Source organism: Nocardia sp. NPDC057455 (genome assembly GCF_042802775.1).
GTDB lineage: Bacteria > Actinomycetota > Actinomycetes > Mycobacteriales > Mycobacteriaceae > Nocardia.
The window spans coordinates 143,734-168,988 of record NZ_JBHVDM010000001.1; the positions used below are offsets into that span (position 1 = coordinate 143,734).

Below are 25,255 nucleotides of genomic sequence, written 5' to 3' on the forward strand. Positions count from 1 at the left end.
CTACCCGGCCTCGTCCAACCAGGCCACGTCGGTCGCGGAACCGATCCATACCGCGGAATGTGCGGCTGCCGAACGATCGCCGCCGCTTTGCGGGGGCGGATATCGGTCACGCACGTCATAGGACCGTCCTGTTACGCGGGCACTGCCGCAGGCGTCTAGTGGTCGTCCGGTTACTCGGAGAGGCTGCCGCGCAGGTAGCAACGGTGGGCCGGAGGTATTCGGCTCGCCGGCGAGCTTGTGGGCGCAGACGCTCGGCTCGCTGCCCACAGCTTCCCGGACGTTCGCAGTAAGTGTTGTAACCAAGGAAGGACAGTCGTCATGCGTATCACGGTCTTCGGAGCCAATGGTCCCACCGGCCGCCTGCTCACCGGCCAGGCGCTCGCCGCGGGACATCAGGTCACCGCGGTCACCCGGCAGCCGGATTCCTTTCCGCTGCGGCATGATCGGCTCGAAGTGGCCGGGGCCGACGTGCTCGATCCGGCCGCCGTGGACGCCGCCGTGGCCGGGCGGGACACGGTACTGTCGACGCTCGGGGTGCCCGCGGGAAAGGAACCGATCACCACCTATTCACGAGGTGCGGCCAATATCGTCGCCGCGATGCAACGGCATCGGGTGCGTCGGCTGGTTGTGGTCAGCTCGAGTGGGGTCGAGCCGCACTCGTACTCCGACGGGGGTCTTCTTTTCAACCGGGTACTCCTGCCCTACGTGACGCGGGTCCTGGGCAAGACGCTGTACGACGACATGCGGCGGATGGAAGCGCTGGTCCGCGCCAGTGATCTGGACTGGACGATCGTGCGCCCGAGCGGGCTCTACCACCTGCCGTCGGTCACCGCTTACACGATCATCGAAGGCAACGCCGACGGCAGGTTCACTGCCCGTTCCGACCTGGCCGCGAGCATGCTGGCCCTGCTGGACGACGACCGCCACCTCCGGACCACCGTCAGCGTCGTCACCACCGACGACAACCCAACCTTGCTCCAGTGGATCCGTGGCGAGGCGCTCGCCAAGAGATGATCGTTCGGCTGTGACGCCCGACGGCATCCTCGACGCCGAGATGATGATCGGAGCGATCCGCGCCCGCGTTCGACGAGTCCGAGGTCGTGATCATGAACACACCTACGTTCCAGGGCGCCGCCGTGGCGGTCACGCTGACCGGCACCGCCGTGGCCTCGGCGGCGCCGGGCGTGCCGGCGCCGGTCAAGTCGTCGCGATGACGATCTGCTCGGATTCGGCCGGCCGCAGGCCGTCGGTCCGGTCGGCGAAGTAGCGGGTGGTCAGCTCGGCGGACGAGATGTGCCGGGCGGCGGCGAAGCCGGCGTCTTCGGCCAGTTTCACCATCTCGTCGGGGCGGAAGAAGCTGAGGAACGGGGTGCCGGATCGGCGGGCGCCCTCTTCGGCGAACCGGCGTAGTCGCTGCTCGTCGGCGTCGACGAGTTCGAGCGGTAGCAGGAATGTCGTGGCAAGGGTGGAACCCGGCGCGAGCTCCGACAGTTGTCGCAGGGTTGCGATATTCGCCTGGCGGGTGAGGTACATCGAGACACCGGCGGAGGCGATCAGCGCCGGGCGGGTGGGATCGAAGCCCGCCTCGAGCAGCCGCTGCCACCACGCGTCCACCTCGAAATCGACCGGTACCAGCCGCAGCCACGACGGGATGCCGAACCCGAGTTCGACGAGACGCTGCCGTTTCCACGCCTGAGGTCCGGGCTGATCGACCTCGAAGACGGTGAACCTCGCGGCGAGGCCGGGCCGGCGCTGGGCGAAGCTGTCCAGCCCGGCGCCGAGGACGACGTACTGATCCACGCCGCGCTCGGCCTGCTGGGCGAGCAGATCCTCGAGAAAGCGGGCGCGGGACACGATGCCGGCGCGCATCGGTGCGGTGGTCTGCGGATCCATATCCGGTCGGTGCCGCCAGCCCTCCTCGGGTGCGGCCAAGCGCAGGCCGGTGAGATCGTCGAACACGTGCGGGGGCGGGTCGTCCAGGACGTGCACGGCTCGCCACAGAGCCACCCGGACGGCGGTGCTGTCCGGCGTGATCGTCTCGTGTGTCACTGCCTCACTCCTCGTCCGGCGCTTGCAGGCTCCACAGTCGCCCGTCCGGGTCGCGGACGGTCATCTCCCGGGTGCCGTAGTGGGTCGGTTCGAAGCCGGTGACGATCTCGACGCCGTCGCCCGGACGGTCCTGCGAATTCGGGACCTTCAGCACCAACCGGGTGCGCGATTGCTGCGTCGGCGGGACCTCTGCGACGAAGACGTAAGGGCCGTCGCCGTTGCGGAACCGGCCGGAGTGGTGGTCGGTCTCGAACTCCACGGCGTAGCCCAACCCTTGCAGGAACTTGGCCATCCGGCCCCAATTGTGGGTTTCCAGGAACACGGCCTCGATGCCTTCGGTCGTCATTGTCCATCCTCTCCTGACGGTGACTGCGGGTGCTCGTCGGCGAGGTAGGCGCGCAGCGCGTCGGTGACCAGCGCCGACAACGACATCTCCGACTCGATCGCCCGGTACTTGACCTGCTTGATCAGCTCGACCGGCAGGTAGACGTTGAACTGCTTCACTTCCTCGCCCATGAGGCGATGCTAGCAAATTAGCATGCTAGCTCACTAGCGTGCCAGCGCCGACCGAGCGTTCGTGTCGTGCGCGCACGCGCCGAATTGGTCGCAGGCGTACTTGCGGAGTTGCCCCGGTGTCAGAGCCTCGGGCGGCGGGCGCCTCGGCGCCTGGGGCGCAACTGGTACAGGCGGTACCAAGCCAAGGCGAGGAAGGCGACTCCCAGACCGGCGACGACACCCATATCGACGAGCCACGTGCCGAGCGTGTGCTTCCACAGCGCGTCGGGTGCGCCCGTATGCGGTGAGAGGGTGTCGAGGTCGAGGGTGGCGGCTCCCGCCCCGAACCCCCACCGGGACGGCGATATATAGGACAGTTGCTCCAGAACGGGTGTGCCGGGCAGCCGCACCAGCCCGCCCGTGAGCACCAGTTGCGCCATCGAGAGCACGATCAGCAACGGCAGGGTCTTCTCCGAGGTGTTGACCGCCACCGACACCAGCAAGCCCAGCGCCAGCGACGCGATGCCGAGCATCGCCATCGCGAGGATCAGCTCCAGCTCGACGGAGGTGAAAAGCCCTTTCGGCGGCATACTCACGCCGATGGTGCCGACCAACACCAGCACCGCCGCTTGCAGGGTGGTGATCACCCCTAGTACCAGTAGTTTCGACATCAGATAGACCCCCGCCGACAAGCCCGCGGCGCGTTCTCTGCGGTAGATCGTCTGCTCTTTGACGATTTCGCGAATCGAGTTGCCGGTGCCGACGAAGCATGCGGCGAATGCCAGAACCATGAGCTTGGTCGGGGCATCGATGTTGGTTCCCGGCGCCCCGATGAACCCCTCGCCCGACGGCACCGCGGCGATCAAGCCACCCAGCAGCACGGGCATCACCCCGAGCAGCGCCAGATAGCTGCGATCGGAGGCGATCACCGCCAGATATCGCCTGCACAACGTACTGAGCTGGCTGGACTTGGACTGCGGCGCGGGCGGCGGCGCCGGTGTGTGTACATCCGCGGGACCGACATCGTCGATCGGTGCGACCGCCGCGTACTGCTCGAAGCGTGGCGAAGCCCGGAATTCACCGGCCCAGTCGCGGTCCTCCTCGCGGTCGAATGCCTGGAAGACTTCGGCCCAGGTGCGCTTTCCGAACTGCTGTAAACCCTCGGCCGGCGGTCCGTAATAGGCCAGTCTGCCGCCGGGCACCAAGACCAACAGGCGGTCACAGGAATCGAGGTTCGCCACGCTGTGCGTGACGACGATGACGGTCCGTCCGTCGTGAGCCAGTTCGGACAGCATTTCCATGACGGTCTTGTCCAGGCCCGGGTCGAGACCGGAGGTCGGTTCGTCGAGGAACAACAGCGACGGTTTGGTCAGCAACTCCAGCGCGACGCTCACCCGTTTGCGCTGCCCGCCCGAGAGCTTATCGATGCGGGTATCCGCGTGCCGCGCCAAGCCGAGTTCTTCGAGCACCTCGTCGACCCGCTGCTCGCGCTCCTCGCGGCCGGTGTCGCCGGGGAAGCGCAGTTCGGCCGCGTAGAGCAGCGCGCGCCGCGTCGGAAGCTGGTTGTGCAGGATGTCCTCCTGCGGGACCAGTCCGATCCGGTGCCGGAGCTCGTCGTAATCGGTGTACAGGTCGCGTCCGTCGTAGCGGACCGTCCCTTCCGTCGCGGGCCGCAGCCCGGTGACCGCGCCGAGCAGGGTCGACTTGCCCGCCCCGCTCGGCCCGATGACGCCGACGAGCGAGCGCTGGGGGATGGGGAACCCCACGCCGTCCAGGAGCACTTTGCCTTCCGGTGTCCGCACCGTGAGGTTCTGCACCGAAACCGACACCTCGCCGGTGTCGACGGATTCGCGCAGCTCGTCGCCGACCAGCCGGAACGTGGTATGCCCCAGGCCGATCGAGTCGAAGTCGGCGAGGTCGACGGCCTCGACGCGGGAGCCGTTGACGTAGGTGCCGTTGTGGCTGTCGAGGTCGACGATCTGGTACTTTCCCGCGCCGACCGTGCGCAGCTCGGCGTGATGGCGGGAGACCATGAGGTCGGGCGTAACGATGTCGTTGTCTGCGGCGCGTCCGATTCGGAGCGTGGGTGAGGTGATCCGGACTACCGCGCTGGGGTGGGTCGCCGGAGGCGAAACTCGCCGGGGAAGGCCGGGAAGGAACTTCGTGACCGTGGCTTCATCGTCGAGGTCGTAGCCGGGATCGGGGACGAGCATCGTGTCTCCACCGACGCCGCTACCGGACTCGGGGGCGGGTCGGCCGTCTTGTCCCTCCAAGGAACAGGCCAACTGCTCGCCGTCCACCGCGTGACCGAGCTGGAACGTCTCGTCGTGATCGATCATCATCTCCTCGACGCGGTGACCGTCGAAAAAGGTTCCGTTGAGGCTGCCCGCGTCCTCGATTTTCCACCCGTCCGCATCCCGCTCCAGAACGGCATGCAAGGAAGAGACGCGCGGATCGGTGACGACGACGTCGGCCTCTGGATCCCGGCCGACATTATATGCGCCCCCGGCGCGTAGCCGATAGACGCGTTCCCTTGTCTGCACCACCAGAACCGGCGCATCGGGAAATTCTGTGGAGGACGATTCATCCGCCATATTGCGAGTATACGACCGGCCCGTACTGCCACCGCAAGAGTTCTGCATTGCCGAGATGTCAGGGTGAGGTCTGTCGTGTCGGACATTGTTCGTGCCACTCGGCTATCCCACGGGATCTGCGTCGAACAGCGCTGACGAATCCGACGAGCGTGATAGCAACCACTCACGTGCCCGTCGGAATATGCCAGGCGGTCAGCCGGTCTACTGTCGCCCGGCGAAGGAGATGTCGAGCGATCCCGAACTTGCCACCAGCGCCGACGGATACGGGAGAACGCGAGAGAAGGAAGCGAACTCGAATATGTAATACTTTTCCGAACACTCCGTGCTACGAACGGTTTTTCGGCGATTATTCTACGGGAGATGCCGGTTCGGTCGAAACACGATCAGATCCACTGGAGAACAGCATCTCTCGGTTCCTCTGCAAGCCACTGTCGAGCATCGGCGTAATGGTGGTCTCGTCATCCGAGTGCGGGACTATCGGGAAGTTCGGTGGCAGAGTGTTGTTTCGGCCGTCCGGTCGGTGGCCGGGTGAGGATCGCGGTGACCACGGCGAGGTAGACCGCGACGGGAACGCCGCAGACGATGGCTCGGACCATGTGGGGCATCTGTTCGCTAGCGGCGGTCATGGCGGGGACATAGGTGGGAGCCCCGGTCAGACCGAGGGCCTCGATCTCGGCGTAGAGCCAACTGGTCAGCCACATCGAGGATGCCGCGAACAGGGTTGCCGTCACGACGATTCGGAATATGCGGCGTCCGTCTACGCGTGTGGTGGAGTGCAGCAAGACGATCAGCAATGGCACGAACCACACCCAGTGATGACTCCACGCCAGCGGCGGCACAACACACCCGATCAACCCGACCACCACCACCCCGAGTAGCGGGCGTTGTGTGCGGTGGGCGGCGACGGCGGCGGCGTAGCCGAGGCAGGCGGCGCCGGCGACACATGCGGCCCACAGTCGATCCGGCGCGAGCTGGGGCGCCCACAGGTTCGACAGCACGCCGTTGATCGACTGGTTCCCCGGATGGGTGACCGGACCGATGCGATCGACGTCACCGGCGGCATCGTGCCAGAACTCCCAGGCGTCGCCGGGCAGGATCAGCCAGGCCACGACCACGGTGGCCAGACCGGTGGCACTCGCGGTGGCAGCGGCGCGCCACTGCCGAGTGAGCAGCAGATAGGGCAGGAACACGATCGCGGTGAGCTTGATCCCGGCGATTAGGCCGACCGAGAAGCCGCGCAATCGTGCCTCGGCCGGACGGGTGAGGTCCCAGACCAGGATCGCCATCAGCAGCAGGTTGATCTGCCCCTGCCACAGCGTGCCACGGACCGCCTCGATGTCGATCGCGACCAACCCCAGTCCGAGGCTCAGTAGGGCAAGGCGGGCATCCCCGCGATAGCCGAGCACTCGCCAGCACCGCCAGATCGTGGCCCACAGGGCAACCAACGACATCGCGAACCAGACGACTTTCGCGACTCCGAACGACACGATCGCGAGCGGAACGAAACACAGGGCTGCGAACGGCGGGTAGGTGAACCAGCCTCCCGGCGGAATCGGTGCGGTGTAGAGCGCCTGCGAATCGAGCACTGTACGGGCGGCATTGCGGTAGATCACCAGATCGCCATCGTTGACCAGCAACCCGAATTGCGGCGTGGCGGTGAACGGCACGAGCGCGGCCTGCAGCAACGCCGCAACGCCGGCGGCGAGCGCGAGAACCGCCCATCCGGTCGAGATCGCTGCACCGGTCGAGTCCGCACTCCGCGCCATCGCGCCCCCCACATCTTCCCCTCGAGATGCCTGCTGCCGCCGTCACGGTAGCAAGTCGTGCCCTCCGTGCAGATGTCGGTGTCGGAGCGCCGGTCAGCCTGCGAACGGGGGCAGAGTCGCGAATTCCGGGGCGAGCCGGGCGGCCGGGACGGTGTGTGCGATCCAGCGGCGGGCACGGCTGAGCGGATGGTCGGGAAATTCCGGGTCCCACCGGATATCGTCGGCCACGTTGTACGGCAGCCGCCCGCGCACCTCGGGCGCGTAGGGATGCGGCGGGTACATGTCGTCGAAACCGATCTTGGTCGCGAGCACGGCCTCGCGCAGACCGGTGGTACCGGTCTCGGGACAGAGAATCTGAAGCACCGCGCTGCTGTGGGCCTTCGGGACGATCACGGACGCGGCGAACACCAAGCCTTGCGGCTGGTTGGGCAGCGGCAGCTTCTCCATACGCAACAGCGCGGGCTGGGCGTCCAGCCACACCACGAAAGCTTCGATCAGGCAACCGTTCTCGGCGCTTCGCTCGGCCAGGCGACGGCGCAGAGTCGTCAGATCATCCAGTGCGGGCAGGTCCGGGACGAGGTCGAAGTACGTCACGTTCACCATGTCACCGGTCCGGAGGTCCCGCCAGGTGGCGTTGTCGACCTGCTGCATTTCCCCGGTGTCGAACGAAATAGGCACGGGGTCAGAGTATCCGCGGCCCGATCGTTGCTGCCCGCCGCCGCTTCGCGCACGGGCGCGGTGGAGCGGGGCCGTCCGGCGGACGAGACGCCACCCGGTACATTCCGGTATCCGGCTCTGCGGATCCGCCAGTAGCGCTCGGTCCCGGCAGATCGGTTCGGTTGCCTGTGTTCGCGGGCGTCGGCTGTACTCACGTTCGGTGTGAATCCTTTGTCGATGCGCGGTCCTCTCATAGGTGTGCCGGCAACCGGGTCGGCGCGAATCGAGGAGGTTGTCGTGATTGTTGCCGCCATCGCCGTGGTCGTCGTGCTGGTCGGCGGGTGTAGCGTTGCCGTGCTTCGCCGCTGGAGCCGCTCGCGTGACTGACCATTCCTGGCCTGACGAGCGTTTGATCACCGCGGCGCGCGAAGGCGACGCCGCGGCGATCACCGCGCTGGTATCGGGCTCCTACCCGCATGTGCGCCGGTTCGCCCACACACTGTGCGCCTCCGCCGAAGACGCGGAGGACGCCGCCCAGGAAGCGCTGATCATCCTCTATCGCAAGATCGGGACGTTGCGGGCCTCCGGTGCGCTGGCCTCGTGGATGTTCCGCATCGTCCGCAACGAGTGCGTGCGGCAGTGGCGAATGGTGACAAGGCAATTCGAGCCGCTGCCCGATTCCGCCGTGGCGTCGGCCGAGGACGAGGCCGTGCAGCGGCTGGAAGCCGCCAGGGTGGCGGCGGTGATCGCTGCGCTGCCCGACGACCAGCGGCGAGTGCTGATCATGCGCGACATCCAGGGGTACAGCGGCCGGATGGTCGCCGGCATGCTCGGCCTGAGCGTCGCGGCGATGAAGTCACGGCTGCACCGCGCCCGGGCGACGGTGCAGCACCAGTTGCGGACTACACCGCACCCAACTCCGGAAAGGAGCGGACGAGATGACTGAGGACCGGAGTTTCGCCAGTGCGTCGGTGCCCCGGCACCTGGTGCGCGGCGTCGTGGGATTCGGTGCGCTGATCGGCGCGGTGGCGTTGCTGCCGATATTCGGCGTGGTGAGCTTGTTGCTCGCACCGGTGGGTCTGCTCGCACTGCGCGGGTGCCCGACCTGCTGGGCGATCGGACTGATGCAAACCGTCTCGAGGGGCCGGCTGCGGCGTTCGTGTGTCGACGGCCAGTGTCGATTGACCGGTTCCGAGCACGTTCGGCCCGGACACCGCGAGAGACCATCGGGCACCTGACTCGGCGCTGGTTTTCCGCTGATCCCCGTATGGCTCCGCGCCGCCGGGAGGCGACAGTGCGATTGCCGTTGAGCGGCAGCCGTTCTCGCCCACCGGCGGCGCCACGACGGCATGACGTCCTGTAGGGAGAGCGGGTGCGGGACTCGGAGATCCGGTCGCGACGCGGGCGAATCCGGTGGTGACGTGGCTCCTGCGGAGCAGCGTAACCCGTCGAACGTGACCAGGATCGCCCGCATCGCCGATGTGAATGCACAGGCGCCCCACCTCGATCGGGGCTCCGCACTAGCTGTTCGCCGACCGGGAGGCGGGCCCGGCTGAGTGCGAAACGGTCGAGAGCGCGGTCAGCGTCGCGGGGACTCTGCCGACTCGGTGCGAGCCCCGACCGCCGTCCGAAACTACGATCGGTGTTCCGCCGCGGAACCCGGGGAGCGCGGCGTCAGTGCGCGCCGAGCGTATCGAGGATCATCGGACGCGCTGTCGCGAGCGCTTGCTGCCAGTAGGGCCAGGTGTGCGTTCCGTCGAGGATGTCGATGCGGGCGGTGATGCCGAGCGCCGCGATTCGATCGCGGAACATCTGGGCGGAAGCGATCGTCATCGACTCCAGCCCCATCGCGTTCACGGTGTTCCCCAATCCGAACGGCACATCGAGCGGACCGGGCAGGCCATTGCCGCTGGAAACGTAGATCGGCAGTCCGCGCAGCATTTCCGCCTGTTCGGTGGCATCGTTGCGGTTCCAGGCGGGGTCCCCGGCCGGGCCCCACATGTCGTCGACATTGAAATTGCCCTCGTCCCACATGGCGGCGCGCATCGCTTCGTTCCAAAGCGGGAACGTCGGGTGCAGGAATCCGGAGAAGGATCCGGCGAACTTGAACTGGTTGCGATGGTAGGCGGCCAGCATCAGGGCGGCGTTGCCGCCCATGGAGGCGCCGACGATGGCGTTGTTGGTGCGCGACACGCCGTACCTCTGCAGATAGGCAGGCAGTTCCTTGGTGAGGAAGGTCTCCCATTTGTACGTCGTCGCTTGACCGTTGGTGCTGCTCGGTCGGTACCAGTCGGTGTAGAAGCTCGAGTGGCCACCGACCGGGAACACCACGGTGACGTTGTCTTCCGCGAACTGGCGCAGCGCGTCGGTATCGGTCGTCCACTGACTGTGGTCGGTCGGCGCGCGCAGGCCGTCGAGCACGTAGAGCGCCGCGCTCCCGCCGCGGGCCGCCCACTGGACCTGTACCTTGATCGGCCCCATGCTGGACGGCACGGATAGCTCAGTGAGTCCGCCCACCGGCGCGCGCGCTATCGGCGCATGGATCGGCGCGGCCGTCGCCACAGTCGCACCGATCGATGACATGAGTACGGCTGTTGCCATGACAGCGCCGGTCGTTCTCCGCCGACCACGCAAAACCCGCTGCTTCCCAGATCGCGCTGCCGCGCCCACCCGCATCCCTCCTACCTCGTCCTGTTCGGTAACCAAGGATTTCCGATTCGTTCGTCGTCGAAAGATGATCGTTCCGACCGCGTTTGCGGCCCGTCGTGCGCGATATCGGAAAATCATCCTAGGTCGCGCCGCAGCGGCTTCGGAGCGCCGTGCTTGTCAGATCTGGGAAACCGAGCCGGACGACATATCCGGGTGGTTCGGGGCCGCTCGCCGGCACTGGGCGACTGCCGTTGCCGACTCGATCGAGGGATGCGGATCATCGGCGGGAAACCGTTGCTGAGCAACCATTTGCCAGATAGTAGCCGGAACGTCTGCTTCGCAGCCCGGCCTCCGGCACCGATCGGGTGTACGGCGTGTCACCGACCGATCTCGGTCGTGTCGCCTCATCCACCGTCTACCGAGAGTTCTCCGGCGGCCCACGATGAGGTGGCTCGAACGGCGCGGCTGCCCCAACGGCGCGATCTGTGTTCACGAGGCCGGCGGGGCCTCATTCGGCCCGCCATGCTGGTTTCGGGCTCCGGTGGTCACTGGGCCGAGTGCCACGCAGTCGCTTGAACGCCACGCTCAGCGCGAAGGCGTTGGCGTAGCCCACCTTTCGCGCGATCGTGCCCACCGTTTGGTCGGTCTCGCGCAGCAGATCCGCGGCCAAGGCGATCCGCCAGCTCGTGAGATAGGACATCGGTGGTTCGCCGACCAGCGCGGTGAACCGTCGGGCGAGCGCGGCCCGCGACAGTCCTACCTCGGCTGCCAGGTCCGCCACCGTCCACGAGCGTGCGGGCGTTTCGTGCAACAGCCGCAATGCGGTACCCACCACCGGATCCGCCAAGGCGCGACACCAAGCCGGGGCATCGGACTCCGGGTTGCCGAACCAGCTACGCAGCGCGGAGACCAGCATCAGGTCCAATATCCGGTCCAGCACCAACTGCTGCCCCGGCCGGTCCTCGGCGACCTCCTCGGCCAGCATCTCCACCGACGGGTAGGGGCTGTCTTCGGCAGGCACCACCAGCACGGCGGGCAGGGCCTGCAACAGCCGCTCGCTGATTTCGCCACGGCGCTCGAATGCTCCGCTGAGCAGCACGGCGGCTCCTTCGGCTGGTGTTCCGCAGGTGCGGGTGTGCTCGATGCCCTCGGCTTTCGGGCAGTAGTCCGCGCCGGTCACCACCAGCGAGGGCGTGGTCGCGGGGGCGTCGGCCACCGTGTAGGGGACGTCGCCTCGTACGACGGCGATGTCACCGACGCCGATGACTACCGGTTCGTCGCGGTCGGGGACGATCCAGGCCTGTCCGCGCAGCATCGTCGCCAGTGTCAGCGGGGCGCCGCTGGCCATCCGCAGCGCCCAAGGCGGCCGCATGATCGTCTGCCGGAAGACGGCGCCTCGGGCCCGTACCTCTGACAGCAGCTCCGACACGGCGTCCATGCGCGCAGTGTAGACGGCCAGACATCAAGTGAAGCTTCTCAGCCATGGATCGTCTCGATCAGCGCCGGTTGACTGGGGTCATGTCTGAACATCCGATTCTTGTCACCGGGGCGACCGGTAAGTCCGGCCGCCGCGTCGTCGCCCGGCTTCGGGCCGAGGGACTCCCGGTCCGCGCGGCGGCGCGGACCGGCGAGCACGTCTTCGACTGGAGCGAGCGCGGTACCTGGGATGCCGCGCTGGAGGGCGTGCGGTCGGTCTACGTCGTGCAGGTGGACGGTACGAAGCTTGTTCGCCCGTTCATCGAGCGGGCGGTGCGGCACGGGGTGCGGCGGATCGTGCTGGCCTCGGGGCGCGGGATCGACGATCCGGACTACGCGAACGACAGCAATGGTGTCTTGGCGGGCATCGTCGACAGCGAGGCCGCTGTGCGGGAAAGTGGTTTGGATTGGACGATCAGCAGGCCGGGCTGGTTCGCGCAGAACTTCAGCGAGGGCTTCTTCGCCGATGCCATCCGCGCCGGTGAGCTGCGGCTGCCCGCCGGGGACGGGGCCGCGAGTTTCGTCGACGCCGACGACATCGCCGCGGTGGTGGTCGCCGCGCTGACCGAGGACCGGCACGCGGGCCGGATCTATGAGTTGTCCGGCCCCCGGGCGCTCACGCTGACCGAGGCGGTCGCCACGATCTCCGAGGCCACCGGGCGCAAAATCCGTTATGTGCCGATCACTGTCGGGGATTACGTCGCCGAACTCGTCGCGCAGGGCTTGTCGTCCAGGGACGCCGAAGCCTTCGCGGATGTCATCGAGCCGCTCCGGGAGGGGAGGGACGAGTATGTCTCCGACGGCGTGCAGCGTGCTCTCGGCCGCCCGCCGCGAACTTTCGCAGAATTCGCGGAGGCCACTGCCGCCGCGGCCGGTTGGCCGGTCTGACCGTCTCCCGTGGAGCCGGCACGGCGGAACGTCTCGGAGTTCGAGGGCGTTCCGGGCGAGCGTCATCTATGGCGGGTGCTTCTCCCGGTCATCCGCAGACCCCATATTTCCAGAGTTGCCGCTATGCCCAGGTATTGCAGATAAGCGGCGATGACCAGCCATGCGCCGTAGTCGTGCAGCCATGCCCGCAATGGCAGCAGGGCCACGATGCCGAGGCAGATCATCAGTGTGCCCAGCACCAGCGCCGGGATTCGTAGCGGCGCGAGTTGCTCGTCGAAGCCTCGTACGGACCCCGCCGAGTCCGCGGCGGCACTCCGGCTCGATCGAGCGGCAGCGGAAACTCCGGTGCCGGCCGTATCGAACCGGTTGGGTATGGACGCTGGGATAGCCATAACGTTCTCCCGGGCCGACGCTCCGATCGACCGATGTAGCAATTCGATATGGAACAGGACGCAAACCCGATCGCCGTTGCCGGCGACCGAGACGTCGTATGAGGCAGCTCCGCGGCCGCTCTGCGACGTTCTTGAGGCTAACTATCAGTTACCGACAGTGTGGCCGGAATGCCGGTTCGAGAAAAGACCTGGCGCGTGTTACGCAGACGAGGGGTCGAGCGTGACCAAAGCGTGACTTGGTGTCGGAATGCGGCCGCGACGTCGGTGGGCCGACTTCCGGGCGTGCGATATGCCCAAGCATCTGGGAGCGCACGGACGCGGCGTGGTTACCGAACTGATACCTGGCGCGACCGCAGAGCTACCAGCGGCGAGCCGCAGACTCGGTGTGTAACGACGGCGAGGAAACGGACGGGAGACCCGTGTCCGAGGCAGCGAGGCGGATCGCCATCCCCGGTCCAGTTCCTGCTCCTGCTCCTGTGGGCGACGAGAAAGCGACCGCGCAGCCGGTCTGGCGTCCGAAGGGCTACCGGTCTGACGAATCCTCCCATCCGAGGCGGCGGAGCTTGCATCATGATTGCGGGTGGGCGTCGTAGGTGAGCTTCACCTTCAATGTCGCATCTGCTGGCAGCGACCGATACGCGTCCGAGGAACCCGGGAATGGTGCCGCCCAGAGCACCGGACATGTCCGGCTGCGAACTCTTCGGCATTTCCCCCCAAACGATGCTGCGCGCACGATGGACTCGCCGGCGATTTTACGCCCCGGTCGAGCAGCGAGATCGTTTTTGCTGTCGGATGCGCGGAGCACCGTTCAGATCGGTCCGCCTTCGACAGACGCGGCGGTGCCGGTGCCCAGAACGGTGAAGCCGGTGCCGCTGAGCAGGTGCTCGTCGAGCAGGTTGCGGGTGTCCACGATGACGGGCCGGTCGACGACGGTCGCGAGTTCCGCCCAGTCGAGCGAACGGAATTCGGGCCACTCGGTGAGGATCACGAGCGCGCCGGAGTCCTTGGCCACCAGATATGGATCGTCCACCACCCGGATGCCGTCGAGGCCGGGGGTGCCCGCCGGGACACAGGGGTCGTAGGCGGTGACCGTGGCCTCGTGCCGGGACAGCTGACGCGCGACCGCGACGGCGGGGGAGTCGCGCAGGTCCCCCGTCCCGGCCTTGAACGTCAGGCCGAGCACGCCGATCCGTGTCCCCGACAGTGAGCCGTCGACCGCGCCGGTGACCGCGTGGCGGATCTTGCGCAGCACCATCGCCTGCTGACGGTCGTTGGCCCGCAGAGCATCTCGGACCATCGCGAAGTCCACCCCCCATGCCTCCGCGGCCCGCAAGAGCGCGCGCGTGTCCTTGGGCAGGCACGAGCCGCCCCAGCCGGGGCCTGGCGCGAGAAAGGCCGGACCGATCCGGTCGTCCCTTCCCATCGCGTCGGTGACCTTCGTGATATCGGCGCCGACCTGTTCGCACAGTTCGGCCAAGGTGTTCACGAACGACAACTTGACCGCGAGAAAGGCGTTGCTGGCGTACTTGGCGAGTTCCGCGCTGGCCGAGTCCGATCGCAGTACCGGCGCGCCCGTTCCGGCGTACAGTGCCGCGACACGGTCGGCCGGCTCCCGGTCGTCCTCGGCCGCACCGACGAGGACGCGGTCGGGACGCAGGAAGTCCTCGACGGCGTGGCCCTCTCGGAGGAATTCGGGGTTGCTGATGACCGCCGTGCCCGCGAGCCCGGCCCGGGTGGGGATCCGCGCCGTCGTCCCCACCGGGACAGTGGACTTGGTGACCAGGACGCAATCCGGCGACAGGACGGTGGACAACGTCTTCAGCGCCTCCTCGATCACACCCAGGTCGGCCGTTCCGCCGGTGCCCATCGGTGTGGGCAGGCACAGCAGAACCAATTCGCAGTCGTGCAGCGCCCCCGGATCGGACGTGAAGACGAGTCGGTTCTCCGCCAGGCCTTCCCGGACCAGTTCCGGCAGACCCGGCTCGACGATCGAGACCGTACCCGCGCGAAGTTCCGCGATTTTGTGTCGGTCGTTATCGACACAGACCACATGGTGTCCCAGGTGGGCGAGGCAAGCCGCGCTGGTGAGTCCCACGTAACCGGCACCCACCACACCGACTCGACTACCCATGGCGCACCTTCTCGCCGAGCAGCCCGGCCGCGGCCGTGAGCACATGCTCGGGTTGCAACATGAGCAGCCCGGGGTCCGGATGGTCGGAATGCGGATCGCCCACGGCCCCGGCCCACAGCGGCACATGGTGTTTCACGTCTGCGGGCGGCCCCCAGCGGTCCGGAGGCGTGGGACCGAACAGCAGTACCGACGGTGTGCCGAAAGCAGTGGCGAGATGCCCCACGCCGGTGTCGCCGCACACGACCAGTGCCGCGCCCGCCACCAGCGCCGCGAGCTCGGCCAGGCCGGTGCGCCCCGCGTACACCGCCGAGGGCGGTAGTCCGGCTTGTTCGGCGACCGCGTTCGCCAACGGGATCTCGCCGCGCGCACCGGTGATCACCACGCGGTGGCCGTCGGCGCCGAGCTCCCGCGCCACTCGGGCGTAGCGTTCGGATGGCCAGCGACGCGCGGCATAAGCCGCGCCGGGATGCAGCACGACCACGTTCGACTCGGGGGCGGGCACCGGTGGAACGGGCAGCAGCAGCGCGGCGGGATCGGCGTCGATGCCTCCGTACCGCAACAACCGGCACCAGCGATCCACCTCGTGCATGTCGTCGCGCCATTCGGGGCCGGGGAGCTCAGGGAAATCCGGATGATGGTGGGTCAGCAGTGTGCCGGGGCGTGCCGCCGAGAGGTCCCGGATGCTCTGCGGCCCACGGCCGTGCGCATTGACCGCCAACCTGGGCGGTGCCCCGTGCCATCGCAGCGCACCCGGTCCCGCGGTGGGCAGCAGTTCGTCCACTGCGTCGATGAGATCGACCAGATCGCGGAGCGCTTCCGGTGCGGCCAGCACCACACGGTCGTCCGGATAGGCGTTTCTCAGCCCGCGCACGGTGGGCACGATGGTGAGCAGGTCACCGAGCCCGAGTGCGCGGAGCACGAGAATCGAGTGGCTCAGGGCCACGATCCCTCTTCCGACGTGCACACGACCATCTCCCTGACCTCGCAGCCCGGCTGCTGACGCAGCGCGAAGATCACCGCGTCGGCGACGTCCTGCGGCCGGTTGAGTTTCGCGTCGGGCGGCGGCTTGTACTGCTCGTCGCGGTCGTCGAAGAACGCGGTGTGCATCCCACCCGGGATAAGCAAGGTCACCCCGACGCTGCCCGCTGTCTCGGCGGCGAGCGCCCGTGTGAAGCCGACGACGCCGAATTTCGAAGCGCAATAGGCGGTCGCGTCACCGACCGCCTTGACACCCAGGGTGGAAGCACAGGTCACCACCGTGCCCTTGCTCTCCCGCAAGGACGGAAGCGCGGCGCGGATCACAGCAGCCGTGCCGAGCAGGTTGACTTGGACCACGTACTCCCACTTCTTCGTGGGCACCTTGTCCAGTGGACCGCACGCGTCGATTCCCGCGGCGGTGAACACGCCGTCGATCCGGCCACCGGCACGCTCGATGAGTTCGTGCACGGCTTGTTCGGCGGCGAAAGTATCGGCGAGGTCGGCACACACGAAGTCGACGGGCGTCGCCGGCTCCACCCGGTCGATCACGTAAGGGCGCCCGCCGTTTTCGCGTACAGCGGCGACGACCGCCGCGCCGAGCCCGGAAGCGCCACCGGTGATCAAGACATTGCCGAGGGTTCGCATCGCGCTCCTTACGTCGGGTCAGCCGCAGGCTTGGGTCGCGGCGACCAGTTGTGTTGTCGAGTAACCGCGAACAGTGGGAATCAGCGCGATCTCGCCGCCGTAACCGCGAACCACCGCGGCCTCGGGGAGATCGACGCCGGTGTAATCGCCACCCTTGACCCAGACATCGGGGCGGAGGCGGTCCAGCAGTGCGCTCGGGGCGGACTCGTCGAAGACGGCGACGGCGTCCACCGACGACAGGGCGATGAGCAGCCGGGCGCGATCGCGTGCGGGGACGATCGGGCGGCGCGGACCTTTCAGACGCCGCACCGACGCATCGGAGTTCAGACAGACCACCAAAGCGTCGCCCATGGCGCGAGCCTGGCGCAGCAGGCTTACATGGCCGGGATGCAGCAGGTCGAAACAGCCGCCCGTGGCGACGAGCCTGCCGCCGCCCGCCCTGATTCGCGCGGCCACCTCGAACGCCGACCCGCCCGCTTGCGTGGCGTCCGTGTTCGGGACAGCGGTGCTGTCGCAGGTGGACAACGTGGCCGCGCCGCCCGCCGCGACGAACCTGGCCGCCGCGTCCACGGCGTGCGAGACCGCCTCGGCCACCGTGGACCCGTGGCACAGTGCGGCGGTCGCGGCCGAGGCGAATCGGTCGCCCGCGCCGCAAGTGTCGGAACCGTTGTGCCGGGTGATCCGTATCTCGGCGGGCACGGGCACCACGGTGAGGCGCTTCCCGTTGGCCAGTACGGCCCCGGCCGAACCGGTGGTGACCGCAACGGAATCCGCGGCCCACTCGTCCCGCAGTACTTTCGCCAATTCGTCGGGTTCGGCATATCCCGGCGCGAACCGGCGCGCCTCCTTCAGATTCGGCGAGACCAGTGACGCACCCGGTGTCGGAGCAGGCCCGCGCGGGTGCGGATCCCACACCACCGGTACGGACCGGGCCAGTTCGGTCAGTACGTGCCGGATCCGTGGATGCGCGGCCACGCCCCGGCCGTAGTCCGCGACGAGGATCGCGCCGGCCGCTCGCAGCGTCCTGGCGACCGAAGCGCTCAGCTGGCCGCCATCCGCCGTGCCGTCACCGGTGTCCAGCCGCAGCATCGACTGACCGGCGGCGCGGATGCGGGTCTTGCGTACCGTCTGGCCGCGCAGCGGCATCGGAACGACTCGAACATCCTCGCCGAGCAGCCGCGCGAGGGTGCGGCCGTCCCCGTCGTCGGTGGTCGCGGTGATGAGCGAAACCTCGGCGACCGACTGCGCGGCCAGCGCGGCGGCCAGACCGGCACCGCCCGGCCGTACCCACTGGCGTTCGACGTCCACCACGGGCACCGGCGCTTCAGGAGACAGCCGGTCGGCGACACCCTCGATGTCGACGTCGAGGATGCTGTCACCGACCACGACCAACGGTTTCATGTCGGCACCCCCAGTGCGTCGTCGAGCGCCGAGCACAGGGCATGCACCAAGACCAGATGTACTTCCTGCACGGTGGCGGTGCTGTGCGCCTCCACGGCCAACGCGTCGTCGCACAGCGCCGCAAGCGGATTGGGCGCCGGGCCGGTCATGGCCCACGTGGTGACGCCGATGTCGTGCGCCGCTTTGGCCGCGGCCACCACGTTCGGACTTGTACCACTCGTGGACAGCAGGATGAGCACGTCATCGGGTCTGCCGTGCGCGCGGACCTGCCGCGCGAACAGTTCGATCCCGCCGTAATCGTTCACGATCGCGGTGCCCGCCGAGGTGTCGGCGTGCAGGGCGATCGCCGAGAACGGGCGCCGCTCGGTGCGGAAGCGGCCGACCAGTTCCCCGGTCAGGTGCTGGGCTTCGGCGGCGCTGCCACCATTGCCGCACGCGAGCAACCTGCCGCCGTTGTCGAGTACGGTCGCCAGTTCCTGTCCCCACCGGCGAATATTCGGTGCGAAGCGACTGGTGCGCTCCAGTGCCGTAGCCAATGCCGCGAAATGCTCCTCGATCACCGCGCACCTCCTGTCCGCAGACGCTCACGCCTGCCCGCACCGAGTTCTTCCGCCACCATGACGACCTGCTCCGGAGTGATCGAATCGAGGCACGGGTGGCCTGCCACGGGACACTCGCGTGCCCTGCTGCCGCGGCACGGGGCGCGTTGGTCACCGAGCATGGCCACCGGCACGCCGTAGGGAGCCCACCGCTCGGCGGGCACGACCGGCGCGAAGAGCGAGACCACGGGCGTCCCGACGGCCGCGGCGAGGTGTGCCGGACCGGTATTGGGCGCCACCACCACGCTCGCGTCGCGGAGCACGGCCGCGAGTTCGGGCAGGGTGGTGGCGCCGCCGAGGTCGACGGCGTGCCTACCGGCGACCGTGTGGGTGAGCGGCCGGTCGGTTCGGGCGCCGGTCACGATCACCCGGTGACCGGCGCCGGTCAGTGCGGCGACGATGGCCGCGGAACGGGACGAGGACGGCTGCCGTGCCGGGACCGATGCGGCCGGATGCACCACCACGTAGCCCGGTTCGCCGGTGAGACCACCGACCTCCGGCAACGGCTGCCGGACAGCGAGTTTGCCGTCGTCACCGGGCGGCAGCCGGAAACCGGCCGCCTTCGCGAGCGACAGTGCGCGTTCCGCCTCGGGCGGATCGCCTTCGACGCGATGGCGCAGATCCAGCAGCGAACCGGGGTAGTCCTCCGAGATGGCGCCGATCCAGGGAACCCCGGCCATCCTGAGCAGCAGCGCCAGCGGCAGTGGCGACTGGTGGAACGAGGTGAGAATCAGTGCCAGATCCACGTCGAGGGCGCGTATCCGCTCGATGAACGCGGTGGTGTCCGCCGCGGTGACCGGAGGCGGCTCCGGGTCGATCCACGGCGCGCACCAGTTCGATACCTGGTGCACACCCGGCAAGAGGTCACCGGCGGCGCGACCGCGAGGTCCGGTCAACAGCGTCACCGAATCGACGTGCGCTGCCACCGCACGCACGCACGGGCCCGCCAGCAGCACATCGCCGAAGTTGTCCATGCGTGCCACCAGCGCCCGGCCTGTCATGGCACGCCCGTCATCGCAAGCCGCACGGCTTCGGTCAAGTTCTGGGCCACGGTCGCATCGCGACGCGCGCGGTGCACCTCTTCGGGGCGGGTTCTGGCCGTGGGTACCAGGATCGCGCGTGCGCCCGCGGTCATCGCGGCAGTGACGTCGGCGCCGGTGTCGCCGATGACCACGCACCTGCCGACGTCGACGCCGAGGTCTGCGGCGGCCCGCCGCACCAAGCCCGGCTCGGGTTTGCGGCACGCGCAGCCGTCGTCTTCGCCGTGCACGCACACCTGCCAGGTCGCGAACGGTCCGAGCAACTGCTCGACCCGGGAGTTCACCGCGGCGAGTTGTTCGGGGCTGATCAACCCGCGCGCGACACCGGACTGATTGCTCACGATGCCGAGCTGGACGCCGGCCGCGCGCACCCCCCTGAGCGCGTCGACGGCTCCCGGCACCGGCTGCACCCGGCTGGGATCGGCGAGGTAGGGGACATCGATGATGAGGGTGTCGTCCCGGTCGAACAACAACGCCAGGGGCGAGGTGTGAGTGGCGTTCCGGTGGCGCAGTTCACCGCGCAGGCGGTGCCAGCACGCAGCGGGTGGGATGAGCGCACTGCTCACCGTCATCCGGCCGATCTCCTCCGGCGTGCGGGGGCCGGGCGCTATCCGGCGGGCGGCGAATTCACCGGTCGATGCCGTCCACACCGCTGCGAGCAGGAGGGCGGAACGGCGACGGCCCGCGATGCCGAGCGCCATTGCCGCCGTGCCCGCGGCCGTGGTGAGCGCGTGGCGGGGGAGCAGTCCTTTGTCTTCGCCGATGCGCCGACGCCACCGAGCACCGTATTTTCGCCGCAGCAAGGCGTTGTCGGCGTTTCCGCGTTGGGCTCGCACACTCGCCATGGGCCCCGATTCGCGGACCGGGTGGCGAGTGAGCCGTTGTCCGGACGCGATGACGTACCCCGCCAGGCAGACCCGGAGCGCCAGGTCGGCGTCCTCGCGGAAGGCCCTCGGGAACCGCTCGTCGAAGCCGCCGACCGCGACCAGCGCGGACCTGCGGTAAGCCATGTCCGCGGTGATCCACCGCGCCGTGGCCAGTCGTGCGGTTGCGCGTTCCGCGTCGGTCGGTCGCCGGTGCTCCGGCAGCGGCACCTCGATACGGGCCGTGGATGCCGCGGTGTGCTCTTCGAGATCGCGTAGGTCGTCGGCCAGCCGGGCAGGCCAATCCGGCGCGGTGATCACATCGTCGTCCAGGAAGGCGATCCACGCACCCGCGGCGTGCCGCCAACCCGCGTTCCGCGCCGCGGCGGGCCCGTGGCCACCCGAGCGGATGACCCGTACCGGAAGCGCTGTCTCGGGCAGCGCCAGTTCCCCGCCTCGGGGCCGATCGTCCACCACGACGATGTCCCGTGGTCGAGGGCCCGACGCGGCGGCGAGCGACTCGAGCAGCAGCCGAAGGCTTTCCCGGCCCGTAGTCGGGATCACGATGCTGTAGTCCACGGTATGGCCGTTCACGGGCGGCGGACCACGAACGGGCCGAGGGCGAGCAGATCGATCGGGGCGGAACCGAAGCACTCGAGCGCGTCGCGGGGCGAGTCGACCATCGGCCTGCCCGCGGTGTTCAGGCTCGTGTTGACCACCACCGGCAAACCCGTGCGCTTGTCGAATTCCGACAGCATCCGCGCCAGGACAAGGTTGTCCGCGGGATCGACGGTTTGCACCCGGGCGGTGCCGTCCACATGCGTCACGGCGGGGATCCGGGCCCGCCATGCCGGAGCGACATCGTGGACGAACAGCATGTACGGGCTCGGCAACGGCCCGCGTTCGAAGATCTCGGACGCCCGTTCCGCGAGCACCATCGGCGCTAGTGGCCGGAACTGTTCGCGACCCTTCACCTCGTTGAGGCGTTCGAGATTCGCCGACCGACCGGGATGCGCCAGCAGTGAACGGTGCCCGAGCGCGCGCGGCCCGAATTCGGCCCGGCCCTGGAACCAGGCCACCACCAAGTCGTCCGCGAGCGCTTGCGCCACTTCGGCCGCGATGTCCTCGGACCTGGTGTACCTGACCTTCGCCGTGCGGAGAATGGCCTCCAGTTCCGGATCCGTCCACTCGCGGCCGAGGGCGGCCCCCCGCATCGGGGTGGCACGCTCACCGAACTCGGCCGCCAATTGCAGCGCCGCGCCCAGCGCGGTGCCCGCGTCGCCGGCTGCCGGCTGCACCCAGATCCGTTCGTAGGGACCTTCGGCGTACAGCCGGCTGTTGGCCACGCAGTTCAGCGCGATGCCGCCGGCCAGCGTGAGCTGCTGCTGTCCGGTCTGGCGATGCAGCCAGCAACTGAGTTCCAGTAACACGTCCTCGAGTCGCCGTTGGACGCTCGCGGCGAGATCGGCATGGTCCCGGCCGAGCGCACCGCCGGTCACGGCGGGAGCGAATTCCGCCCAATCCACCGGTTCGGTGTGGAAACCGCCGTCTCTGACGGAATACAGCAGTTCCCGGAATCGGTCGAGGAACCGAGGCGTGCCGTAGGAGGCGAGAGCCATCACCTTGTATTCGTCGCTCGACCGCGTGAATCCGAGATGCTCGGTGAGGTCCTCGTACATCAGTCCGAGCGAGTGCGGCAGCCGCTGGGACGCCAATTCGACGAATTTGCCGTCTCGATATTCTCCGGCGAGATAGGAATGGCTTTCGCCGCGCCCGTCGGCCACCAGGACCGCCGAGTCACCCGAAGGGGCCGCGAGGGCGGCGGACGCGGCATGGGCCAGATGATGCCGCACGAAGCGCACGATCGAGGGATCCAGGCCGGGCAGTGCGGCCGCGAGGAAAGCGGGCGCGCGGAACGCGTAGTCCGTGCGGGTCGGTTCGCTTGTCTGATCGAGACCGCCGAGCGAATGATCGACCAGACTCGGGTCGTAGGAATAGCCCACCGCGTCGAGCTGATCGGGACGTATCCCCGCTCGCTCCAGACACCATGCGGCCGCGTGCTCGGGCACCTCCCACGCGGAGAACGGCACCGGCCGCTTACCGTGCTTGCGGCGGGTGAATCGCTCTTCCTCGGCCGCCGCGACGATTTCCCCGTCCACGATCAGGGCGGCAGCAGGGTCGTGGAACACCGCGTTGATTCCGAGAATGCGCACGGGCCGCCTTTCTGTTGGAGACACGGGACCTGTCGGTCTGCCCGCTGACATATGGGTGGCGCTACCCGCTGAAGTCGCCACTAAACCGTTTCATGCATAGTGCCTATCAGTGCAGCAACTTTTCAGCAGACCCGGTTGCGCGCCCGGCGAACCAGTCGATCGTGCGGCGCAGCCCGTCCGCTCTACCGACCGATGGACACCAGCCGAGAGCCCGCCGGGCCAGCGTGATGTCCGGGCAGCGCCGCTTCGGATCATCGATCGCGCCGTCGACATAGGTCACCACCGACCGGCTGCCGGTTGCCGATCGGATCTCCTCAGCGAGGCGGCGCACGGAGATCTCGTGTGGATTACCGATGTTGACCGGTCCCGGATGGTCGGTGGACGCCAGCGCCAGTAGGCCGCGCACCGTGTCGTCGACGTAGCACAGCGAGCGGGTCTGCTCGCCGGTTCCGGCGACGGTGAGCGGTGCGTCCGACAACGCCTGTGCGATGAATGTGGGCACCATCCGGCCGTCGTCGGTACGCATGCGGGGACCGTAGGTATTGAAGATCCGGGCGATTCCGGTGTTCAGGCCCCGTTCCCGCCGATGCGCCATGGTCAAGGCCTCGGCGTACCGTTTCGCCTCGTCGTAGACGCTGCGCGGACCGACCGGATTGACGTACCCCCAGTAGTGCTCGGGCTGCGGGTGGACAGCGGGGTCGCCGTAGACCTCGCTCGTCGACGCGAGCACGAATCGCGCGTCATTCCGCTCGGCCAGGTCGAGGGCATTGGCGGTGCCGAGTGATCCGGCGCGCAGTGTCTGGATCGGCAGCCGGAGGTAATCCGGCGGCGAGGCGGCCGAGGCGAGGTGGAAGACGACGTCGAAAAAGCCCAGCGCAGGCCACGGCTCGGTGACATCGTGCTGGATGAGATCGAATTCGGGGCGGTCCAGCAGCCGCGCCACATTGTCCACCGTGGACGTAGCGAAGTTGTCCAATGCGACCACGGCTGTACCCGTGGCCAGCAACTGCTCACACAGATGCGATCCGACGAATCCGCTACCGCCGGTGACCAAAGCGCGTTCGTATTGTCCGGACACGGTCTCGCCTACCCGTGACCGTTCGAGGGAATGCCGCGACCTATCGACGGTGACCCGGTGGAAGGCCCGCCGCCGGCCCCGGTGCGGCCGACGGCGCCGCTGTCGGTGGGCCCGCTTTCGTTGTGTGCCCGTACAATTGCCGCGACCACCCGCCGGTACGTGTGCAGGGTCTCGGTGGCGATCCGGTCCCACGAGTAGCGCGCCTCCACGCGTTCGCGCCCCGCGTGGCCATACTTCTGCCTGATCACGGGGGCCGCGAGAAGTTCGCGGACCGCGTCGGCCAGTTCCGCCGGTGCCCGGGGTGGGACCAGCCTGCCGGTCCCCCCGTCGACGACGGTGTCGATCAGGCCCCCGACCGCGGTGGCCACCACGGGAATACCGCAGGCCATCGCTTCCAGCGGGGTGATGCCGAAGGGTTCGTACCACGGCGTGCACACGACCACGTCCGCCGATCTCAGCAGCGGAGCCATCCGTGCCCGTGGCACCTGTCCCAGTAGGTGGAGCCGGTCCCGCACGCCGAGCTCCTCCGCCAGTGCGAGCAGCCGCCTGCCTTCCGGGTCGTCGGCGACTTCGCCGTCGTCCGGGCCGCCGACCAAGACCAACTCGGTGTCGGGCAGGCCGGTGAGCGCGGTGATCGCGGTGTCGAAACCTTTGCGCGGCACCAATCTGCCCACACTGACCATCCGGTGCTCGGCCGACTTCGGTGCGCACGGCCCGTCCGGCGTGAATTGCAGGAGGTCTACGCCGCACGGAATCACCGAGGTCCGCGACCGTGGTATGCCCATCCTGGCCAATTCGAAGACCTCGTCGGTACAGGTGGCGATGATGCGGTCGGTCTGTGTGGCGATCAATCGCTCGAGGCGCACCCGGTGGGCCGGGCTGGTGTCGTTCGCGCCTTGATGGCGGCGTTTGACCACCCCCAATGCGTGAAAGGTCTGCACCACCGGCAGGGTGGCGGGGCGCGCGGCTCGCAGGGCGGCCAGCCCGGACATCCAGAAATGCGCGTGCACCACGTCGGGGCGTGACTGTCGCCAGTGCGCTCGCAGAAAGGCGCCGAAATCGCCCATGTGCGGCAGCAATCGATCCTTCGGCAGGGGACGCGCGGGCCCGGCCGGGACGCGGATCACGCGATATCCCTGCTCGGTGGTGACAGTGTGCGGCGCCTCCGCCCCCTCCCGGCGCGTGTAGACGGTGACCTCGTGCCCCTGTCTGCACAGGGCCGCGGACAATTCCGCCACATGCACGTTCTGTCCGCCGGCATCGACCCCGCCCAATGCGGCGAGTGGACTCGCGTGTTCGGACACCATCGCGATCTTCATGAATCCGCCTCCTGTCTCCGGG

The 25,255-nt window shown here is 68.3% G+C and carries 23 protein-coding genes; 4 read left to right on the top strand and 19 right to left on the bottom strand.

What is annotated here, in order from left to right; translation table 11 throughout:
- Positions 1 to 318 precede the first annotated feature (318 nt).
- Positions 319 to 1,014, top strand: coding sequence for an NAD(P)-dependent oxidoreductase (locus ACFU5M_RS00645; RefSeq protein WP_379041677.1), 696 nt, complete (start codon positions 319 to 321; stop codon positions 1,012 to 1,014).
- Positions 1,015 to 1,197: 183 nt separating this feature from the next.
- Here ACFU5M_RS00645 and ACFU5M_RS00650 read toward each other — a convergent pair whose 3' ends face one another.
- From ACFU5M_RS00650 to ACFU5M_RS00675, 6 genes are all read right to left on the bottom strand, one after another.
- Positions 1,198 to 2,034, bottom strand: a complete 837-nt coding sequence (locus ACFU5M_RS00650) for a class I SAM-dependent methyltransferase (RefSeq protein WP_379041885.1) — start codon at positions 2,032 to 2,034, stop codon at positions 1,198 to 1,200.
- Between the two features lie 19 nt (positions 2,035 to 2,053).
- On the bottom strand, positions 2,054 to 2,395 hold the full coding sequence (locus ACFU5M_RS00655; RefSeq protein ID WP_379041679.1) for a VOC family protein: 342 nt from the start codon (positions 2,393 to 2,395) through the stop codon (positions 2,054 to 2,056).
- On the bottom strand, positions 2,392 to 2,565 hold the full coding sequence (locus ACFU5M_RS00660; protein ID WP_379041681.1) for a CopG family transcriptional regulator: 174 nt from the start codon (positions 2,563 to 2,565) through the stop codon (positions 2,392 to 2,394). Before ACFU5M_RS00660 ends, ACFU5M_RS00655 begins: the two co-directional genes overlap by 4 nt.
- A 119-nt stretch (positions 2,566 to 2,684) precedes the next feature.
- Positions 2,685 to 5,138: an FHA domain-containing protein gene (locus ACFU5M_RS00665; protein ID WP_379041683.1), complete on the bottom strand. Its 2,454-nt coding sequence runs from the start codon at positions 5,136 to 5,138 to the stop codon at positions 2,685 to 2,687.
- 458 nt (positions 5,139 to 5,596) lie between these two features.
- Positions 5,597 to 6,904 carry a glycosyltransferase 87 family protein gene (locus ACFU5M_RS00670; protein WP_379041685.1) on the bottom strand — a complete coding sequence of 436 codons (1,308 nt, stop codon included), beginning with the start codon at positions 6,902 to 6,904 and terminating at the stop codon, positions 5,597 to 5,599.
- Between the two features lie 93 nt (positions 6,905 to 6,997).
- Entirely contained in the window at positions 6,998 to 7,582 is a 585-nt protein-coding gene (locus tag ACFU5M_RS00675; RefSeq protein ID WP_379041687.1) for a hypothetical protein, read from the bottom strand.
- Positions 7,583 to 7,940: 358 nt separating this feature from the next.
- Between ACFU5M_RS00675 and ACFU5M_RS00680 the strand changes: the two genes are divergently transcribed.
- Both ACFU5M_RS00680 and ACFU5M_RS00685 read left to right on the top strand, forming a co-directional pair.
- Positions 7,941 to 8,507, top strand: coding sequence for an RNA polymerase sigma factor (locus ACFU5M_RS00680; RefSeq protein WP_379041689.1), 567 nt, complete (start codon positions 7,941 to 7,943; stop codon positions 8,505 to 8,507).
- On the top strand, positions 8,500 to 8,799 hold the full coding sequence (locus ACFU5M_RS00685) for a hypothetical protein (protein WP_379041691.1): 300 nt from the start codon (positions 8,500 to 8,502) through the stop codon (positions 8,797 to 8,799). The genes ACFU5M_RS00680 and ACFU5M_RS00685 overlap by 8 nt, the downstream gene beginning before the upstream one ends.
- Positions 8,800 to 9,235: 436 nt before the next feature.
- On the opposite strand, the gene ACFU5M_RS00690 is transcribed toward ACFU5M_RS00685, so the two are convergent.
- Positions 9,236 to 10,237 carry an alpha/beta hydrolase gene (locus ACFU5M_RS00690; protein ID WP_379041693.1) on the bottom strand — a complete coding sequence of 334 codons (1,002 nt, stop codon included), beginning with the start codon at positions 10,235 to 10,237 and terminating at the stop codon, positions 9,236 to 9,238.
- A gap of 481 nt (positions 10,238 to 10,718) precedes the next feature.
- Positions 10,719 to 11,648 (bottom strand): AraC family transcriptional regulator, encoded by a 930-nt coding sequence (locus ACFU5M_RS00695; RefSeq protein WP_379041695.1) that lies wholly within the window; start codon positions 11,646 to 11,648, stop codon positions 10,719 to 10,721.
- 80 nt (positions 11,649 to 11,728) lie between these two features.
- Between ACFU5M_RS00695 and ACFU5M_RS00700 the strand changes: the two genes are divergently transcribed.
- Complete coding sequence (locus ACFU5M_RS00700) at positions 11,729 to 12,574, top strand: NAD(P)H-binding protein (protein WP_379041697.1); 846 nt, start codon at positions 11,729 to 11,731, stop codon at positions 12,572 to 12,574.
- Between the two features lie 62 nt (positions 12,575 to 12,636).
- Here ACFU5M_RS00700 and ACFU5M_RS00705 read toward each other — a convergent pair whose 3' ends face one another.
- The 11 genes from ACFU5M_RS00705 to ACFU5M_RS00755 all read right to left on the bottom strand — a co-directional run bounded on the left by ACFU5M_RS00705 (position 12,637) and on the right by ACFU5M_RS00755 (position 25,233).
- Positions 12,637 to 12,966: a hypothetical protein gene (locus ACFU5M_RS00705; RefSeq protein WP_379041699.1), complete on the bottom strand. Its 330-nt coding sequence runs from the start codon at positions 12,964 to 12,966 to the stop codon at positions 12,637 to 12,639.
- Between the two features lie 808 nt (positions 12,967 to 13,774).
- Entirely contained in the window at positions 13,775 to 15,097 is a 1,323-nt protein-coding gene (locus tag ACFU5M_RS00710) for a UDP-glucose dehydrogenase family protein (RefSeq protein ID WP_379041701.1), read from the bottom strand.
- Positions 15,090 to 16,040 carry a glycosyltransferase family 9 protein gene (locus ACFU5M_RS00715; protein ID WP_379041703.1) on the bottom strand — a complete coding sequence of 317 codons (951 nt, stop codon included), beginning with the start codon at positions 16,038 to 16,040 and terminating at the stop codon, positions 15,090 to 15,092. Before ACFU5M_RS00715 ends, ACFU5M_RS00710 begins: the two co-directional genes overlap by 8 nt.
- Positions 16,031 to 16,720, bottom strand: coding sequence for an SDR family oxidoreductase (locus ACFU5M_RS00720; protein ID WP_379041705.1), 690 nt, complete (start codon positions 16,718 to 16,720; stop codon positions 16,031 to 16,033). The genes ACFU5M_RS00715 and ACFU5M_RS00720 overlap by 10 nt, the downstream gene beginning before the upstream one ends.
- An 18-nt stretch (positions 16,721 to 16,738) precedes the next feature.
- Positions 16,739 to 18,121 carry a PfkB family carbohydrate kinase gene (locus ACFU5M_RS00725; protein WP_379041707.1) on the bottom strand — a complete coding sequence of 461 codons (1,383 nt, stop codon included), beginning with the start codon at positions 18,119 to 18,121 and terminating at the stop codon, positions 16,739 to 16,741.
- A complete protein-coding gene (locus ACFU5M_RS00730; protein ID WP_379041709.1) occupies positions 18,118 to 18,681 on the bottom strand; it encodes an SIS domain-containing protein in 564 nt (187 codons plus the stop codon). Before ACFU5M_RS00730 ends, ACFU5M_RS00725 begins: the two co-directional genes overlap by 4 nt.
- Positions 18,678 to 19,721: a glycosyltransferase family 9 protein gene (locus ACFU5M_RS00735; protein ID WP_379041711.1), complete on the bottom strand. Its 1,044-nt coding sequence runs from the start codon at positions 19,719 to 19,721 to the stop codon at positions 18,678 to 18,680. The genes ACFU5M_RS00730 and ACFU5M_RS00735 overlap by 4 nt, the downstream gene beginning before the upstream one ends.
- Positions 19,718 to 21,217: an HAD-IIIA family hydrolase gene (locus tag ACFU5M_RS00740; protein WP_379041713.1), complete on the bottom strand. Its 1,500-nt coding sequence runs from the start codon at positions 21,215 to 21,217 to the stop codon at positions 19,718 to 19,720. Before ACFU5M_RS00740 ends, ACFU5M_RS00735 begins: the two co-directional genes overlap by 4 nt.
- Complete coding sequence (locus ACFU5M_RS00745; RefSeq protein WP_379041715.1) at positions 21,214 to 22,836, bottom strand: carbamoyltransferase; 1,623 nt, start codon at positions 22,834 to 22,836, stop codon at positions 21,214 to 21,216. The genes ACFU5M_RS00740 and ACFU5M_RS00745 overlap by 4 nt, the downstream gene beginning before the upstream one ends.
- A gap of 106 nt (positions 22,837 to 22,942) precedes the next feature.
- A complete protein-coding gene (locus ACFU5M_RS00750) occupies positions 22,943 to 23,914 on the bottom strand; it encodes a UDP-glucuronic acid decarboxylase family protein (RefSeq protein ID WP_379041718.1) in 972 nt (323 codons plus the stop codon).
- 8 nt (positions 23,915 to 23,922) lie between these two features.
- The gene (locus tag ACFU5M_RS00755; protein ID WP_379041720.1) at positions 23,923 to 25,233 is read right to left on the bottom strand and encodes a glycosyltransferase; all 1,311 of its coding nucleotides are present in this window, start codon (positions 25,231 to 25,233) and stop codon (positions 23,923 to 23,925) included.
- Positions 25,234 to 25,255 lie beyond the last annotated feature (22 nt).

What these genes read in the sequence shown, in the direction of transcription:
- ACFU5M_RS00645 (WP_379041677.1), top strand. Translation starts at nt 319, where the DNA reads ATGCGTATCACGGTCTTCGGAGCCAATGGTCCCACCGGCCGCCTGCTC.
- ACFU5M_RS00655 (WP_379041679.1), bottom strand. Translation starts at nt 2,395, where the DNA reads ATGACGACCGAAGGCATCGAGGCCGTGTTCCTGGAAACCCACAATTGG.
- ACFU5M_RS00660 (WP_379041681.1), bottom strand. Translation starts at nt 2,565, where the DNA reads ATGGGCGAGGAAGTGAAGCAGTTCAACGTCTACCTGCCGGTCGAGCTG.
- ACFU5M_RS00665 (WP_379041683.1), bottom strand. Translation starts at nt 5,138, where the DNA reads ATGGCGGATGAATCGTCCTCCACAGAATTTCCCGATGCGCCGGTTCTG.
- ACFU5M_RS00670 (WP_379041685.1), bottom strand. Translation starts at nt 6,904, where the DNA reads ATGGCGCGGAGTGCGGACTCGACCGGTGCAGCGATCTCGACCGGATGG.
- ACFU5M_RS00685 (WP_379041691.1), top strand. Translation starts at nt 8,500, where the DNA reads ATGACTGAGGACCGGAGTTTCGCCAGTGCGTCGGTGCCCCGGCACCTG.
- ACFU5M_RS00690 (WP_379041693.1), bottom strand. Translation starts at nt 10,237, where the DNA reads ATGCGGGTGGGCGCGGCAGCGCGATCTGGGAAGCAGCGGGTTTTGCGT.
- ACFU5M_RS00695 (WP_379041695.1), bottom strand. Translation starts at nt 11,648, where the DNA reads ATGGACGCCGTGTCGGAGCTGCTGTCAGAGGTACGGGCCCGAGGCGCC.
- ACFU5M_RS00700 (WP_379041697.1), top strand. Translation starts at nt 11,729, where the DNA reads ATGTCTGAACATCCGATTCTTGTCACCGGGGCGACCGGTAAGTCCGGC.
- ACFU5M_RS00705 (WP_379041699.1), bottom strand. Translation starts at nt 12,966, where the DNA reads ATGGCTATCCCAGCGTCCATACCCAACCGGTTCGATACGGCCGGCACC.
- ACFU5M_RS00710 (WP_379041701.1), bottom strand. Translation starts at nt 15,097, where the DNA reads ATGGGTAGTCGAGTCGGTGTGGTGGGTGCCGGTTACGTGGGACTCACC.
- ACFU5M_RS00720 (WP_379041705.1), bottom strand. Translation starts at nt 16,720, where the DNA reads ATGCGAACCCTCGGCAATGTCTTGATCACCGGTGGCGCTTCCGGGCTC.
- ACFU5M_RS00725 (WP_379041707.1), bottom strand. Translation starts at nt 18,121, where the DNA reads ATGAAACCGTTGGTCGTGGTCGGTGACAGCATCCTCGACGTCGACATC.
- ACFU5M_RS00735 (WP_379041711.1), bottom strand. Translation starts at nt 19,721, where the DNA reads ATGACAGGCCGGGCGCTGGTGGCACGCATGGACAACTTCGGCGATGTG.
- ACFU5M_RS00755 (WP_379041720.1), bottom strand. Translation starts at nt 25,233, where the DNA reads ATGAAGATCGCGATGGTGTCCGAACACGCGAGTCCACTCGCCGCATTG.